At 69.7% G+C, this 15,848-nt stretch carries 15 protein-coding genes; 7 read left to right on the forward strand and 8 right to left on the reverse strand.

Going from position 1 to position 15,848, the window contains the following annotated elements; genetic code table 11:
• Positions 1-4: 4 nt before the first annotated feature.
• The 5 genes from ACQEU1_RS25115 to ssd form a co-directional block, all read right to left on the reverse strand.
• Positions 5-532, reverse strand: a complete 528-nt coding sequence (locus ACQEU1_RS25115; protein ID WP_433206342.1) for a type II secretion system F family protein — start codon at positions 530-532, stop codon at positions 5-7.
• Positions 529-1,293 (reverse strand): type II secretion system F family protein, encoded by a 765-nt coding sequence (locus ACQEU1_RS25120; RefSeq protein WP_433206345.1) that lies wholly within the window; start codon positions 1,291-1,293, stop codon positions 529-531. The genes ACQEU1_RS25115 and ACQEU1_RS25120 overlap by 4 nt, the downstream gene beginning before the upstream one ends.
• Complete coding sequence (locus ACQEU1_RS25125) at positions 1,290-2,405, reverse strand: TadA family conjugal transfer-associated ATPase (RefSeq protein WP_433206348.1); 1,116 nt, start codon at positions 2,403-2,405, stop codon at positions 1,290-1,292. Before ACQEU1_RS25125 ends, ACQEU1_RS25120 begins: the two co-directional genes overlap by 4 nt.
• Before the next feature lie 494 nt (positions 2,406-2,899).
• Positions 2,900-3,073 carry a hypothetical protein gene (locus tag ACQEU1_RS25130; protein WP_433206351.1) on the reverse strand — a complete coding sequence of 58 codons (174 nt, stop codon included), beginning with the start codon at positions 3,071-3,073 and terminating at the stop codon, positions 2,900-2,902.
• Positions 3,070-4,104, reverse strand: coding sequence for a septum site-determining protein Ssd (ssd, locus tag ACQEU1_RS25135; RefSeq protein ID WP_433206354.1), 1,035 nt, complete (start codon positions 4,102-4,104; stop codon positions 3,070-3,072). Before ssd ends, ACQEU1_RS25130 begins: the two co-directional genes overlap by 4 nt.
• 458 nt (positions 4,105-4,562) lie before the next feature.
• On the opposite strand from ssd, the gene ACQEU1_RS25140 reads away from it, so the two are divergent.
• From ACQEU1_RS25140 to ACQEU1_RS25155, 4 genes are all read left to right on the forward strand, one after another.
• The gene (locus tag ACQEU1_RS25140) at positions 4,563-5,354 is read left to right on the forward strand and encodes an HAD-IB family hydrolase (RefSeq protein WP_433206357.1); all 792 of its coding nucleotides are present in this window, start codon (positions 4,563-4,565) and stop codon (positions 5,352-5,354) included.
• Between the two features lie 630 nt (positions 5,355-5,984).
• On the forward strand, positions 5,985-7,640 hold the full coding sequence (locus tag ACQEU1_RS25145; protein WP_433211740.1) for a glycoside hydrolase family 3 protein: 1,656 nt from the start codon (positions 5,985-5,987) through the stop codon (positions 7,638-7,640).
• A complete protein-coding gene (locus ACQEU1_RS25150) occupies positions 7,637-8,842 on the forward strand; it encodes an exo-beta-N-acetylmuramidase NamZ family protein (protein WP_433206360.1) in 1,206 nt (401 codons plus the stop codon). Before ACQEU1_RS25145 ends, ACQEU1_RS25150 begins: the two co-directional genes overlap by 4 nt.
• Positions 8,843-8,849: 7 nt before the next feature.
• Positions 8,850-10,373, forward strand: coding sequence for a serine hydrolase domain-containing protein (locus ACQEU1_RS25155; protein ID WP_433206363.1), 1,524 nt, complete (start codon positions 8,850-8,852; stop codon positions 10,371-10,373).
• Here the strand turns inward: ACQEU1_RS25155 and ACQEU1_RS25160 are convergent.
• The gene (locus ACQEU1_RS25160) at positions 10,356-11,690 is read right to left on the reverse strand and encodes a PLP-dependent aminotransferase family protein (RefSeq protein WP_433206366.1); all 1,335 of its coding nucleotides are present in this window, start codon (positions 11,688-11,690) and stop codon (positions 10,356-10,358) included. The genes ACQEU1_RS25155 and ACQEU1_RS25160 overlap by 18 nt on opposite strands.
• A 49-nt stretch (positions 11,691-11,739) precedes the next feature.
• Between ACQEU1_RS25160 and ACQEU1_RS25165 the strand changes: the two genes are divergently transcribed.
• The 3 genes from ACQEU1_RS25165 (at position 11,740) to ACQEU1_RS25175 (ending at position 14,086) form a co-directional block, all read left to right on the forward strand.
• On the forward strand, positions 11,740-12,186 hold the full coding sequence (locus ACQEU1_RS25165) for a carboxymuconolactone decarboxylase family protein (RefSeq protein WP_433206369.1): 447 nt from the start codon (positions 11,740-11,742) through the stop codon (positions 12,184-12,186).
• Positions 12,187-12,257: 71 nt separating this feature from the next.
• On the forward strand, positions 12,258-13,178 hold the full coding sequence (locus ACQEU1_RS25170; RefSeq protein ID WP_433206372.1) for a MurR/RpiR family transcriptional regulator: 921 nt from the start codon (positions 12,258-12,260) through the stop codon (positions 13,176-13,178).
• Positions 13,175-14,086, forward strand: coding sequence for an N-acetylmuramic acid 6-phosphate etherase (locus ACQEU1_RS25175; RefSeq protein WP_433206375.1), 912 nt, complete (start codon positions 13,175-13,177; stop codon positions 14,084-14,086). The genes ACQEU1_RS25170 and ACQEU1_RS25175 overlap by 4 nt, the downstream gene beginning before the upstream one ends.
• On the opposite strand, the gene ACQEU1_RS25180 is transcribed toward ACQEU1_RS25175, so the two are convergent.
• Both ACQEU1_RS25180 and ACQEU1_RS25185 read right to left on the reverse strand, forming a co-directional pair.
• Entirely contained in the window at positions 14,075-15,205 is a 1,131-nt protein-coding gene (locus ACQEU1_RS25180) for a globin domain-containing protein (protein ID WP_433206378.1), read from the reverse strand. The genes ACQEU1_RS25175 and ACQEU1_RS25180 overlap by 12 nt on opposite strands.
• The gene (locus tag ACQEU1_RS25185) at positions 15,202-15,633 is read right to left on the reverse strand and encodes an RrF2 family transcriptional regulator (RefSeq protein ID WP_433206381.1); all 432 of its coding nucleotides are present in this window, start codon (positions 15,631-15,633) and stop codon (positions 15,202-15,204) included. The genes ACQEU1_RS25180 and ACQEU1_RS25185 overlap by 4 nt, the downstream gene beginning before the upstream one ends.
• Positions 15,634-15,848: the final 215 nt, after the last annotated feature.

Genomic DNA, 15,848 nt, shown 5'->3' on the forward strand with positions numbered 1-15,848 from the left:
TCTCCTATCCGAGGAATTGACCGGCCAGCCCCAGCACCACCGGCGCGACGCCGAGGCACAGGAACGCCGGCAGGAAACACAGTGCGAGCGGAGCGGCCACCGCGACGGCGGCCCGTTGCGCCTCGGCCTCGGCCTCGTCGGCCGCCTGCGCCCTGGTCCGCGCGGCGAGCTCGGCGGTCTGCCTGGCCAGCGCCGCTCCGGACCGCGCGGTCCTGCGCGCCGCCCTCGCCAGCAGCGCGGTGGCCGGCTGGTCGAGCGCGGACGCCCACGCCGTGACCGGGTCGGCACCGAGCCGCAGCAGCTCCGCGACCTGCGCGAGTTCCTTGATCTCCACCGCCTGGATCGCCGTGGGCACCGGCAACCCGGCCTTGAGGCACGCGGCCAGCAGGTCCCAGGCCGCGGCCCGTTCGAAGGGCCCGTGCGGTTCCTTGGTCGTGGGCGGCGGATCGTGCCCCTTCGGCCGGAGCCGCTCGATCGCCTCCGGTGCGCGCGGCAACACCAGCACGGCCAGCGCCAGCAGCAGAAACGTCACGGCCGCACCTCCGTGATCCGCTGCGTCCACCACACCCCGGCCGCCACGAACACCGCACCGGTGGCCAGCAGCACCTGCCCCACGGCCGTCGCCGTGAGCACGTGGACCGGCCCGGCCCCGCTCAACTCCCCCAGCGCCACCCCGACGACCGGCAACACCGCCAGCACCGCCGCACTGGCCCGAGGCCCCGCCATCCGCGCGTGCACCTGCCGGGCGAACGCCGCCCGCTGATCGAGGTCCCTCCTGGTGGCGTCCAGCACGTCCGCCAGCGCCACCCCGTGCCTGGCCGACACCCGCCAGGCCCTGGCCAACTGCTCCACTGCTCTGCCCAGCAAGGGTTGTCGCAACTCCCGCAACGTCCGCTCGACGTCACCACCGAGCTTCGACGCCACCGCGGCCGCCCGGAGCACCTCCTTGGCAGGCGCCGGCGTGTCCTCGGCCGCACCCTCCGCCGCGTGGGCCGGATGCGCACCGGCCCGCAGCTCGTCGATCACCCCGCCCAGCCCGCTGCTCAGCGCCTCGGTCGCTTCCCCTTGCGCCTTGTTCTTCTTGTGCTGCCTGCGGATTCTCTTCGCGGTGACCCCCAGCACGGTCGCCGCGACGAGCCCACCGACGCCCGCGACGAGGTAGGTCACCACGGCCGCTGCCGCCAGCCAGATGTACGGCGGCACAACGATTTCCCGCTTGTCCTTCGGCCGCAGCCGCCGGATCGACCTGACGTGCGGCCACACAAGCAATGCCGCCGCCAGAAGAAGGCTCACCACAGCAACTCCTTCTCCCGCCAACCGTGCTCACGCGTCCAGACAGGACGCACCTTGAGTCCGGTGTGGCTTTCGATGACGCCGATCTCGTTGAGGTGGCGGGCATTCCCGTCGCGCCGCATGTGCAACACGACCCTGACGGCCGCCGCCACCTGACTGTGCAACGCCTGCGGCTCCAGCCCGCCCAACGCCCCCAGCGCCTCCAGCCGCGCCGGCACCTCACTCGCCGAGTTGGCGTGCAACGTCCCCGCACCACCTTCGTGCCCGGTGTTCAACGAGGTCAGCAACTCCCTGACCTCGCCACCGCGCACCTCCCCGACGACGATCCGGTCGGGCCGCATCCGCAACGCCTCCCGCACCAGCTGCCGGGTGGTGATCTCGCCGGCCCCTTCGACGTTGGCGGGCCGCGCGGTGAGCCGCACGAACTGCGGGTGGTCGGGATTCAGCTCGCTCGCGTCCTCGACGCACACGATCCGTTCGTGCTTCGGCACACAACCGAGCAGCGCCGACAGCAACGACGTCTTGCCGGACCCGGTGCCGCCGATGATGAGGAAAGCCATGCGGCGCTTGACGATCGCACGCAGGGTGTCGGCCGTTTCCGCGTCGAACGTGCCCAGGTTCTGCAGGGCGGTCAGGTCGTGGGTCGCCGGTCTGAGGACGCGGAGGGAGAGGCAGGTCCGGTCGGCGATCGGGGGCAGGACGGCATGGAGGCGAACACCGCTGCCGGGAAGCCAGCCGTCGACGCAGGGGGAGGCGTCGTCGAGGCGGCGGCCCGCAGCCACGGCAAGGCGTTGGGCCAGGCGTCTGACGGCGTCTTCGTCGGGGAACGTGATGGTGGTGCGGTGCAGGCCGGCGGTGCCGTCCGCCCAGACCTGGTCCGGTGCGGTCACGAGTACGTCGGTGGTGCCGGGGTCGGCGAGCAGCGGGTCGAGGGGGCCGGTGCCGCTGAACTCCTGGCGGAGGACCTGGAGTGCGTCGAGGACGTCGGAGTCGGCCAGGATGCCGCCTGCTTCGGAGCGGACCGCGTGGGCCACTACGGCCGCGGTCATCTCGACGTCGGTGCTGGTGCCGGCGAGACGGTGCCGGACTCGGTCGATGAGGGTGGAGGTCATGGCGGATACCTCGCGGAAGTGGTTGCTGTGGCTGGGAAGTGAGGCGTGGGTGGTGCGGTCGGGCGGTGCGGTCGGGCGGTGCGGTGCGGGCGGTGCGGTGCGGTGCGGTCGGTGCGGTGCGGTGCGGTCGGGCGGTGCGGTGAGGTGCGGTGAGGTCGGGCGGTGCGGTGGGGTCGGTGCGGTGGGGCGGTGGGGTCGGTGAGGTCAGGGCTGTGAGGTCAGGGCGGCGCCAGATGGCGCGCGGGCGAGCCGGTGGGGTTTGGCGGTTGCCCCTTGAGGCGCGGCGGGGGTTGGGTGGCGGCTAGGTCGCGGGGGTGGGGCGGCGGGCGTGGCGGCCGTGCGTGACTTCGCGGCCTCGGAGGCGGTGCCAGGTTTCTTGGCACCAGGCCAGGAAGCGGGTCATTTGGGCTCCTTCTTGAAGACGTACTGCGGTGGGAAGAGGCGGCGGTAGCGCACCAGGTTGCGGGCCATACCCCACAGGATCTGGAGGACGATCACGACGCGAGTTCCTTTCGTGCCAACGGGATCTCTGGGCCGGATCGCGGGAGCTCGGGGAAGAGCGGGACGCAGCCGCAGGCTTGCCAGGTGGGCGTGGGTTCGGCAAGGGCGGCGAGGGTTGCCAGGTACTCGGCTTCGTCGGTGTCGTCGGTCAGGGTCACCGTGGTCATGGGTGCAGCTCCTTCAGGACCGCTCTGGCTGCCGTTGCCAGTGGTCCCTTGGGGTTGCGGGGGAAGCGGCCTCGTTCGAGGACCTCGGCCAGGCCTGGTTCCGCTCGCATCGAGGTGAGCAGGGGGACGCCGATCACGTCCGCCATCTCGGACGGGCGGAGGTTGCCCGGGGACGGGCCTCGGACCACCAGGCGGAGGGTGCGGCCGGTGGTGAGGAGGCGGGTGGCCACTCGGCTGGCTGCCGCGGTGGCTCGTACCTCTGCTGGGACCACCAGGATCGTCAGGTCGGTGCGGTCCAGGGCCGCCGAGGCTGCGGACGTGGGGAAGCGCGGGAGGTCGCAGATCACGGTGCAGCCTGCTCGGCGGCCGGCGTCCAGGACGGCTGCCACTGCGGCCGGGTCCGGGTCCGGGGCTGCTCGGTCGCAGGCCAGGACGCTCAGGTTGCCCGTGGTGGGGAGGGCTGCCCTCAGTGCCGACATCGGGACTCTGCCGCCGGTGGCGTGGACGCCCGGCCAGCGGGCTCCCTTGGTGGATTCGGTGCCCAGGGCCAGGTCTATGCCACCGCCCAGCGGGTCGCAGTCGACCAGCATCGCCTCGCCGCCGGTCAGGACGGCTTCGCGGCCGCAGGCTATGGCCAGGGTGGAGGCTCCTGCTCCTCCTCGGCCGCCGATGAAGGAGACGACCCTGCCCCGGTCCGAGGGCGGGCCTTCGCCCAGGTCGGTCAGGGCCGCCACCAGGGCGCGGGCCTCCACCGGGAGTTCCAGGACGCCGTCCGCTCCCAGGGCCACCGCCGGGGACCAGGGAGGGTCGCCGCCGTGGACCACCAGGACGCCTGGGCGGCGCGGGAGGCCCGCGTCCAGGCAGGCGACCACCGCGGCCGGGTCGAGGACCAGCAGCGGGGCGGTGTGCCAGGCGGCGCGGAGGGCCGTGACGTCGGGCGCGCAGGTCAGGTGGCAGTCGGCTGCGGCGGCCACGCGGAGGACCTCGTCGAGGAGGTCCTGGTCGGTGAGCAGGGCGGTGGGGTGGGTCATGGGATCGAACCTGGTCGGTCGTGATGAACGACACAACGGGGTGAAGATCCACATGTGGACAAACCAGCGGCTGTGGACAAGTCGCGATCTTGAAACCCTTGGCAGGGCGGAAGTGTCGGGGGTGCGTGCGACTCTGGAGGGTTGGGCACACGGCGCGCGGGCACAGGCCGCGAAAGAGGCAGAGGTCCAGTCTCAACCCGCTGGAAACGGGGTCTGGATATGGGACGACCCCCGCCAGGGGGGAGGGACGGGGGTCGTCAATGGTTCAGTCCCGGGGGGTCGGACTGAACCCGTCCGTCGAACCGGACTCTCCTACTGTATCCCCATGCGCCAGTGCCGCGCGCAACTTCCGCAACAGCTGAGGGCCAAGTTTCGGTAACCGTGCAGCGCAACGGTTTCGTACACGAACGAAATGCCGCCCGAACGGCCTACTGACGAGTACACCTAAGCTGAGCCCCATGAGCCGGATCGCCGCCTTCTTCGACCTCGACAAGACCGTGATCGCGAAGTCGAGCACGCTGGCGTTCAGCCGCCCCTTCTTCCAGGAGGGACTGATCAACCGCCGCGCGGTGCTGAAGAGCGCTTATGCGCAGTTCGTCTTCATGCTCGCGGGCGCGGACGCGGATCAGATGGACCGGATGCGGGCGCACATCACGGCGCTGGCCGCCGGCTGGGACGTCGAGCAGATCCGCAGCATCGTCAGCGAGACGCTGCACGACATCGTCGACCCGCTCGTCTACAAAGAAGCGACACAGTTGATCGCCGACCACAAGGCGGAGGGCCACGACGTGGTCATCGTCAGCGCGTCGGGCGAGGAGCTCGTCGCCCCCATCGCCCAGATGATCGGGGCGGACTACAGCGTCGGCACGAAGATGGTGATCCAGGACGGCCGCTACACCGGCGACGTCGAGTTCTACTGCGCCGCCGACAACAAGGCCGTCGCGATCAAGCAGCTCGCCGCGGAGCACGGCTACGACCTCGCCAGGAGCTATGCCTATTCGGACAGCGTCACGGACCTCCCGATGCTGGAGGTCGTCGGCCACCCGACGGTCGTGAACCCGGACCGGGGCCTGCGCCGCGTCGCCACGGAGAAGGACTGGCCGATCCAGCAGTTCGTCGACCCGGTCAGCCTGCGCGCCCGCATCCCCACCCCGTCGGGCAAGGCGGTCGCGGTCACGGCCATCAGCCTCGGCGCCGTCGCCGCCGCGGGTGCCGCCTGGTACGGCCTTCGCCGCCGCCGCAACAGCTGAAAGTCAAGCCCCGGCAACCACAAGCACCGGGAAGTGGCGGGTACTGACGAGTAGCGGCAACGCCCCGCACACGTGGTGCCCGCGTGAGTGGCACGAGCCGCCCGCCCAGCGGTACCCGAACACGAACACGAGCTCACAAATCCAGAAACGCCAGTACTTTCCTTACTGAACGTGGCTTGAACGGTGCACCCGTCCGAGCCCTTGCTGTGACCGGGCCCACGCACTTAAATGGGTGGTGCGGAACTCGGGTCGGCCAGGGACCTGGCGAAGAGAAGCCAGAATCCACCCCGGCAGGGCTCCGTGCGCGGACTTCGAGTACCCACGCGCAGCACGCCGCGGGAGGCTTGTCGTCTAGGGCCTGCGTACCGGGACGCCGGACGCCGAGGCCAGGGTTGTACGACTGGAGTTGCACGCTTGGTAACTCGCAAGCCCGCGCTGAAGACGGGGCACCCTTCCGAGGGTGCCCCGTCTGCTTGTTCCGTCGAAAATGCCTTCTAACGGCAGAATCAACCCCCGTTGACCCACCACGCAGCCGTGAGTAACTTGCGAAATGCGCCAGTTACCTGTGGGAACATCACCGGGAGGCACGGACAAGTGCGGAAGTTCGCCGCGTTGACGCTGGTCACAGCCATGGTCGCCCTCACGCCGGTGGCGAGAGCGGACGCCGCCGTGACCACCCTGCGCGGGATGTCGCTGGAACAGAAGGTCGGCCAGCTCTTCGTCACGTACGTCAACGGCCAGGCCGCCGACGTCCCGCACCCCAAGAACCAGACCGACTTCGGAGTGGCGACGCCCGCCGAGATGGTGCGCAAGTACCAGCCCGGCGGCGTCATCTACTTCAACAACTCGAGCCGCGACAACATCGACACCCCCAAGCAGATCGCGCGGCTCTCCAACGGCCTGCAGAAGGCCAGCAAGATCCCGCTGCTCATCTCGACCGACCAGGAGATGGGTCTCGTCACGCGCATCGGCCCGCCGGCCACCCAGCTGCCGGGCAACATGGCCCTCGGCGCGGGTCGCAGCACCCAGGACGCCGAGGAGGCCGCCCGCATCACGGGCCAGGAGCTCCGCGCGATGGGCATCAACCAGAACTTCGCGCCGGACGCCGACGTCAACTCCAACCCGGCGAACCCGATCATCGGCGTGCGCAGCTTCTCGAGCGACCCGAAGCTCGCGGCCGACATGGTGAAGGCGCAGGTCCAGGGCTACGAGGGCCGCCGCTGGTTCGACATGAGCTCGGTGACCTCGACCGCCAAGCACTTCCCCGGCCACGGCGACACGTCCGAGGACAGCCACACCGCCCTCCCGGTCTCGAACCGCAGCCTGGAGCAGTGGCGCACCATCGACGCGCCGCCGTTCCAGGCCGCCATCGCCGCCAAGATCGACTCGATCATGACCGCGCACATCCAGGTGCCGCAGATCGACCCGTCCGGCAACCCGGCCACGCTCAGCCCGAAGATCATCACCGGGCTGCTGCGGGAAGAGCTCAAGTACGACGGGGTCGTCGTCACGGACTCGCTGGAGATGGCGGGCGTCCGCAAGCTGCACTCCGACGCCGAGATCCCCGTGCTGGCCATCAAGGCGGGCGTCGACCAGCTGCTGATGCCGCCGAACCTCGGCCTCGCGATCGACAGCGTCGTCAAGGCGGTCAAGTCGGGTGAGATCACCGAGCAGCGCATCGACCAGAGCGTCCTGCGCATCCTCAAGATGAAGCTGCTGCGCGGCGTCATGCTCACCGCCGAGGTCGACGAGAACAAGGTCGACCAGGTCGTCGGCTCCAACGCCGAACAGGCGCAGAAGATCGCCGACCGCACCATCACGGTCGTCCGCAACGACGGCCAGGCGCTGCCCCTCAACGCCACCGCGCCCCTGATCGTCGGCACCAGCGACGCCCAGGTCGCCGCACTGGCCACGCGCCTCAAGGGCACCAAGGTCGTCACGGCCACGTCGCCGACGCCCGCCCAGATCCAGCAGGCGCTCACGGCCGCGGCCAACGCCGACAAGATCGTCGTGCTGACCAACAACGCGAGCACCAGGCCGGCCCAGGTCGACCTGATCAACCAGCTCGTCGCCACCGGCAAACCGGTCGTCGCGGCCGCCACCGCCAACCCCTACGACGTCGCCCACAGCAACGCCAAGACCTGGCTCGCCACCTACTCGACCACCACCGTGTCGATGGAGGCGCTGGCGAGGATCCTGCTCGGCGAGGCGAAGCCGCAGGGCAAGCTCCCGGTCGACGTCCCAGGCCCGACCCCCTACCCGTTCGGCCACGGGGTGACGTGGTGAGGCGGCGGAGCTTCCTCGCCGCGGGCGCCCTGTCCGTCCCCCTCCTGAACACCACCCCGGCCAACGCGGCCCCGAAGCTCGCCACCGCCTCCGAGCAACTGGCCGGTGACGGCTGGCGCAAGCTCAAGGGCCGCAAGGCAGGCGTGCTCACGAACCCGACGGGCATCCTCAACGACCAGACGCACATCGTCGACTCGATGGTCGCGCACGGCGCGAAACCAACCGCCGTCTTCGGCCCTGAACACGGCTTCCGCGGCACCGCGCAGGCAGGTGGTTCCGAGGGCGACTACGCCGACCCGCGCACCGGCATCCCGGTCTACGACACCTACCAGGCCACTCCGGCGAAGATCCAGGCGATGTACGAGAAGGCCGGCATCGACACGGTCGTGTTCGACATCGCGGACGTGGGCGCGCGCTTCTACACCTACATCTGGTCGCTGTACCAGGCGATGGAAGCCGCGCAGAACCTCGACTTCATCGTGCTGGACCGCCCGAACCCCATCGGCGGCACCGCGAACGGCCCGCAGCTCGACCCGGCCTACGCCACGTTCGTGGGCCTCAAACCGATCGCGCAGCAGCACGGCATGACGGTCGGTGAACTGGCCAGGCTCTTCAAGGGCGAGTTCGGCCTCAAGACGAGGCTCGAGGTCGTCAACGTCCGCAACTGGCGCCGCACCCAGCTCGACACCGGCCTCCCGTGGGTCCCGCCGAGCCCGAACATGCCCACCCAGGACACCGCGCTGGTCTACCCCGGCACGTGCCTGTTCGAGGGCACGGTTCTGTCCGAGGGCCGCGGCACCACCCGCCCGTTCGAGACCGTCGGCGCTCCCGGCATCGACTGGCGCTGGGCCGAGGCGCTGAACGCCCTGCGCCTCAGGGGCGTCCAGTTCCGCGAGACCTACTTCTCCCCCACCTTCAACAAGTTCCAGGGCAAGACCTGCGGCGGTGTCACCCTGCACGTCACCGACGCGGTGAAGTTCGACGCGATCCAGGCAGCCGTCGCCATGCTGATCACCGCGAAGTCGTTGTACCCCGGTGTGTTCGCGTGGCGTCCCGACAACTGGATCGACAAGCTCAGCGGCTCCGACCGGCTGCGCAAGATGATCGACGCCCAGGCACCGCTGGCCGAGATCACCGGCGCGTGGCAGCAGGAGCTCCAGCAGTTCCGCCGCACCCGCCTGCCCTACCTGCGCTACCGGTGAGGACGCCATGCTCATCCCTGCCCTGGCCGTCGCACTCGTGACGACCGCGCTCCCCGGCCACTTCGACCAGCCCCAGGACGGTTTCGCGCCCGCGTGGACGACCCTGCGCGAGTCGAACCCGTACTGGGCGAACCTCGACCCCGAGCCGATCAACACCGCCCTTCGTCAGCTCCGGGACTTCCAGAAACCCCAGGCCAACGGCAAACCGCTGTTCGCCGGCGCCGTCACGATGTACGTGCACGACGGCAAGATCGTCACGCACGACCGCACGGGCTACGCGGTGCTCTACAAGGACCAGCAAACCCAGCTGCCAGAAGAAGAACGCATCCCGATGAAGAAGGACACGATCTTCGACTTCGCCTCCATCTCCAAGCTCTTCACGTCGATCGCGGTGATCCAGCAGGTCGAGCAGGGGCGCGTCGCCATCGACGAGAAAGTCGCCACCTACCTGCCCGAGTTCGGCGTGAACGGCAAGGAGAACATCACCGTCAAGCAGCTGCTCACACACACGAGCGGCCTGGAACCGTTCATCCCGTTGTGGCAGAAGTACCCGGACGTCCCGTCACGCATCAAGGCCGTGATGGACGTGACGCCGAAGTCCACGCCGGGCACCACCTACGTCTACTCGGACCTGAACCTGATCACGCTCGGCGAGCTGGTCTTCAAGGTCAGTGGCAAGCGCCTCGACCAGGCGGTGAAAGACGGCATCACCAGGCCGCTCAACATGAAGGACACCGGCTACAACCCGAAGGCCAAGGACCGCATGGCCGCCACCGAGTTCCAAACGGCACCACCACGCGGCATCGTTCGCGGCGAGGTGCACGACGAGAACGCGTGGTCCCTCGGAGGAGTAGCAGGACACGCCGGTGTGTTCGGCACGGCCAAAGACCTCGCGATCCTCGGCCAGACGATCCTCAACGGCGGCACGTACAACGGCCGCCGCATCCTCAGCGAGCACTCCGTCGAGCTGATGCTCACGAACTTCAACCAGCAGTTCCCCGACAACGCCCACGGCCTCGGCTTCGAGCTCGACCAACGCTGGTACATGGGCGCGCTGAGCGGCCCCGGAACCGCAGGTCACACGGGGTACACCGGCACGTCGTTCGTGATCGACAAGGCCTCGCGCTCGATCGCGATCCTGCTGACCAACCGCGTGCACCCGAGCCGTGACTGGGGCAGCGTCAACCCCGCACGCCGGGCGGTCGCCGACGGCCTCGCCAACGCGCTCGCCGTGCAGTCGCACGGAAAGCAGTGGCGCGCAACGACTTCCGGCGGAACGCTGACCGCGGACCGCCCGGTCGAGGTCTTCGTCGACGTCGACAAGGGCGACAAGCTCACGATCCAGCACTGGAACGGCACGGACTGGCAGGACGCCCGCACCATCACGACGACCGGACGTCGTTGGGTGCCAACGGAATCCGTGAAGTCGAGGTTCGTCTACACCAAGGCGGGCCTGTACAACGGCCGCGGCGTCTACGTGCACGCCCGTGGCGACGTCACGGCCGATGGCTGGTCAGTGGCACGCCGCTAGCGCCTCGACAAACCCTGGCAGCGCCCGTGGAAACGCGGGCGCTCCAAAGCTCACCACGATCCCCGTCCGGTCGTCGTCGCTCTTCTCGTGCCGGAACCACGAGAGCGGATTGACCTCGATGCCACGCTCACGAGCCGTGCGCACGACCTCCTCCTCGTGCGGCGTCTCCAGCACAGCGTGCATCCCCGCCGCGATGCCCGACACCGAGACGTACGGCGACACGGCCTCCACGAGCTTGTCCCGCCGCCGTTGGTACTTCAACCGCATCCGGCGCACATGGCTGTCGTACGAGCCCGACGACAGGAAGTCCGCCAACGTCAACTGGTCGATCATGCTGATGTGCTGCTCACGGTCGGTCTTCAACGCCAGGATCGGGTCCACGAACCGGTCCGGGAGCACCATCCACGCGATCCGCAACGCCGGTGACAACGCCTTGCTGGACGTGCCGAGGTACACGACGTGCTCCGGGTCGAGCCCCTGCACCGCACCGACGGGCTGCCGGTCGTAGCGGAACTCCCCGTCGTAGTCGTCCTCCAGCACAACGCCACCCACGCGCCGTGCCCACGCCACCGCCGCCGCGCGCCTCCTCGGGTGCAGAGGGCCGCCCAACGGGAACTGGTGCGCGGGCGTCAACACGCACGCACGCCGGTCATCAGGCAACTGCTCGGTGTTCGCCCCGTGGTCGTCCACCGCCAACGGCACTGTCGACGTCCACATCGACCGGTGGAAGCCCAGCCCGTACTCCTCCACGACCACGGGCGGCTTCAGCAGCCGGTCGAACATCTTGACCGCACCGCCGAACCCGGAGCACAGCACGATCCGTTCGGGATCGGCTCGCACCCCGCGAGCCCGCGCCAGGTACTCGGCCAAGGCGATCCGCAGCTCGATCCGACCCTGCGGATCGCCAGGCCCGAACGCCTCCGAAGGCGCCGCCAGCACGGCCCGCCGCGTCGACCGCACCCAGTCCGCGCGCGGGAACTCCGTGACGTCCGGCGTCGACACCGACAGGTCGAACCGGACGGCCTCCGCCACCCGGCGCGTCACCGGCGGAGGTGGCTCGACCCGTTGCGCGACAACGGTTCCCGACCCCTGACGCGCGGTCAGCCACCCTTCGGCGACGAGCTCCGCGTACGCGTCGGCGACGGTGTTGCGCGCGATCCCGAGGTCGAGAGCGAGCGACCGCGAGGCGGGCAACCGGGTACCGGCCGGCAGCCGCGCCGACCGCACCGCCTCGCGCAACGACGCCGTCAACCGCTGCCGCAGCCCGCCCGGACCGGACAGATCCAGGTGGAAGTCAAGATTGGCCCACGTTTCCACCAGGGGATTGCACCACGCCCAGGGCCAATCCGCGCCATAGGTTTGAGCCATGACGAACCGCATCAACCTCGCCAAGAAGGCCCCGAAGGTCTACCGCGCCATGATCGCGCTGGACTCCGCCGCACGGGAGGGCCTCGACGAGCAGCTCGCCGAGCTGGTCCGCATCCGGGCCTCGCAGCTCAACCACTGCGCCCACTGCATCAACATGCACACGACCGACGCCCGCGAGCTCGGCGAGTCCGAGGCTCGCATCTACCTCCTCAACGCGTGGGAGGAGGCAGGCGACGTCTACACCGAGAAGGAGCAGGCCGCGCTGCGCCTCACCGAGGCGATCACGGTCCTGAGCAGCCACGAGTACGTGAACGACGACGTCTACGCGCAGGCCGCGAAGCACTTCGGCGAGGAGGAGCTGGCGCAGCTCATCGCGTTGATCTTCACCATCAACGCGTGGAACCGGATCGCCGTGTCCACCCGGATGAAGCCGGACGTCCACTAGACCGCTCGCGACAGAGTGACTTTCGGACACAGTGCGTTGACCGTCGGTGTTGCGGTTAGTAAGTTTCCCACGTGTCCACTGAGAGCAGTGCCGAGTCCAGCCCGCTGGTGCGGATCCGGTCGTTGTTGCCGGGTCTCGCGCGCGCCGAGCAGCGCGTCGCGAAGGTGGTGCTGGAGAACCCGGCGACGGTCGCACACCGCAGCATCACCGAGGTCGCCGAGCAGGCGGGCACCAGCGAGACGACGGTGACGCGGTTCTGCAAGGCCATCGGCGTCGGTGGATACCCCGAGCTGCGGATCGCACTGGCTGCCGACACCGCGCGCAGCCAGGCACGGGCCAACCACGACATGGGCGGCGACATCGGCCCCGGCGACGACCTCAAGCAGGTCGTAGGCAAGGTCGCGTTCGCCGACGCCCGCGCCGTCGAGGAGACCGCGGAGCAGCTCGACGTCGAGTCGCTCGACAAGGTCGTCCAGGCCGTCGCGGGCGCCCGCCGCGTGGACGTCTACGGCTTCGGCGCCAGCGCGTTCGTGGCGTTCGACCTCCAGCAGAAGCTGCACCGCATAGGGCTCACCTGCTTCGCGTGGAACGACACGCACATCGCGCTGACGTCGGCCGCCGTGCTGACCGAGGCGGACGTCGCCGTCGGCATCTCGCACACCGGCTCGACCGCGGAGACCGTCGAGGCCCTGCGGGTGGCCCGCGAGTCCGGCGCCACGACCGTCGCGCTGACGAACTTCCCGCGTTCGCCGATCACCGAGGTCGCCGACCACGTGCTGACCACGGCCGCGCGCGAGACGACGTTCCGCTCCGGCGCGATGGCGAGCCGGATCGCCCAGCTCACGGTGATCGACTGCCTGTTCATCGGCGTCGCCCAGCACCACGTGGACACGGCGAAGACGGCGCTCGAAGCGACCTACGAGGCGGTCTCGGGTCACCGTCTCGGGGCAAGACCAGACGGCCGGCGACGGCCGCGGGAGACGTCTAAATGACCTCCCCCCGGAACGGTGTGGTGGTGCGCGTGAACTCTCCGACCGAGCAACGGAACCCGCGCACCGCGGACATCGACCGGGTCTCCACGATCGACGTGCTCCGCATGATCAACGACGAGGACCGCACGGTCCCGGCCGCGGTGGCGCAGGCACTGCCGGACCTGGCCCGCGCGGTGGACCTGGGCGTCGCGGCGATCATGTCCGGCGGCCGCGTCCACTACGTCGGCGCGGGCACGTCCGGGCGTCTCGCCACCCTGGACGCGGCTGAGCTCGTCCCTACCTTCAACGCCCCGGCGGACTGGTTCGTCGCCCACCACGCCGGCGGTTCGGAAGCTCTCGTCCGCGCCGTCGAAGAGGTGGAGGACCACTCCGGCGCCGCCCAGATCCGCCGCCACGCCACGTCGAAGGACCTGGTCGTGGGCGTGACGGCGTCCGGGCGCACGCCGTTCGTGATCGGCGCCTTGGAAGAGGCGCAAGCGCTTGGCGCCCACACCGTCCTGGTCTCGAACAACACCTCGGTGCCGTTCACGCCGGACGTCCTGGTCGTCCTCGACACCGGTCCGGAGGCCATCGCAGGCTCCACCAGGATGAAGGCGGGCTCGGCCCAGAAGCTCGTGCTGACGTCGTTCTCCACGGCCGTGATGGTCAAGCTCGGCCGCACCTACTCGAACCTGATGGTCAGCATGCGCGCCACCAACGCGAAGCTGCGCGGCCGCACGATCCGCATCCTCCACGAGGCCACCGGCCAGCCCGAGACCGCCTGCGAACAGGCACTCGCGGACGCGTCCGGCGACCTCAAGGTGGCTCTGGTCCACCTCCTCGCAGGCGTCCCGGCAGACCGGGCCGCCGCCGCGCTGGAGGACACCAAGGGCCACGTCCGCAACGCGCTGGACCGGCTAGCGGGTTAGGTCGGGCCCGAACACCTCGTAGTGGATGTCCGTGACACCCGCCGCGAGCAGCTGGGCCCGCATGGCCTGGAGGAACGGCGTGGGCCCGCACAGGTACGCCGTGGCGTCCGCGGGCACCTCGATGCTCCCGAGGTCCACGTACCCGGTGCGTTCAGCGGGCCACTCCCCGACGGGCCGCTCGTAGAACACGTGCGCCTGCGCGTCGTCGAGCTTCGCCACGAGCTGGCCGAGCTCGTTGCGGAACGCGTGCGAGAACTGGTCGCGGTCGCCGTGAATCGCCACGACCTGCCGCGGTGAGCCGACGGCCGCGAGCTCGGCGAGCATCGCCACCATCGGCGTGCACCCGATCCCGGCCGACGCGAGGACCACCGGCCCGTCCCCCGGCACCAAGGTCACGTCCCCGGACGGCTGGCTGACGCTGATCGTGGTGCCCGCCACCGCCAGGTCGTGCAGGTGGTTCGACACCTCGCCGTCGCGCTTGACCGAGAACTGCAACGCGTCGTCGGTCCGCCCGGACAGGCTGTACTGCCGGATCTGCCGGGCCCCGTCCGCCAGCTCGACCTGCACCGACACGTACTGCCCCGGCCTGCTCGCCGGCACCGGTCCGTCCAGCGGCCGCACCACGAACGTCACGACGTCCTCGGTCTCCTGGAACCGCGCGATCACCCGGTGCTCCTCCCACCCGCGCGGCAGGAACCTCTCCATCCCGACCAACGTGTCGGCCATCAACCAGTAGACCTCGCTCCAGGCCGCGCCGACCTCCTCCGACACCCCGAGCACGTCGGCCACGGCCCCCAGCAAGTGCTTGTGCACCACCGCGTACTGCCCCGGCGTCACACCGACGGACACGTGCTTGTGCGCGATCCGCCGCAACATCGCGTCCGGCGTCCGCCCGGCCAGCAACCCGGCAGCGAAGGCCGCGATCGACCCGGCCAACGCCTGCGGCTGCGTGCCGTTCGCCTGGTTGCCCCGGTTGAACAGATCCCGTTGCAACACAGGGTGTTCCTCGAACATGCGCGCGTAGAACAACTTGCTGATCTCGCCGATCGCCTCACCGACGGCGGGCAGCGTGGCCTCGACCAACTCCCTGGACTTCGCGGACAGCATCGTCTTCCTCACTTCAGCTGCAGGGTGAGCAGCACAGGTCCGGTGGGATCAGCGACGAGGTCCTCGACGCTCAGTGGATCGAGCGAGGCGTAAAAGGCTTCCTGCGCCTGGCGCAACGCCCGCCGCAACCGGCAGGCGGCAGCCAGCGGACACGGCACGTCGCCCTCGCAGTCGACGACGTCGCCAACGCCTTCGAGCTGCCGCACCAGCCGGCCGATCGAGGTGGTCCGGCCGGTGCCGGTGAGCGTGAGCCCACCGCCCCGGCCGCGCCGGGCCTCGACCACACCGAGGTGCTGGAGCTGGGCGACGACCTTCGCGGCGTGGGTGTACTGCACGCCCATGACCTCGGCGACGTCGCGGGTGGTCGGGTTCGCCTCGCCGGCGACGGCCAGCCGCATCACGATGCGCAGCGCGATGTCGGTGCTCTTGGTCAGCCTCACAAGATCGAGGCTAGCTTAATTGGAATCTCAGATGCATGTTATCTGGCACACCCAACCGCAGTCGTCAACGCAAGCCGACCACGCACGCAGGCCCGGCGCGCACTCTCGACCGGACAGCCGTCAACGCAAGCCAACCACCTACGAGTCCTGGCACGCGAAGCCGAAGGCGAGCCCGAACGGGCTGCTGCCCGGCTGGTCAGCGATCAGCCCCAATC

The sequence above is a fragment of the Lentzea sp. CA-135723 genome (assembly GCF_050936595.1).
Taxonomy (GTDB): Bacteria; Actinomycetota; Actinomycetes; order Mycobacteriales; family Pseudonocardiaceae; genus Lentzea.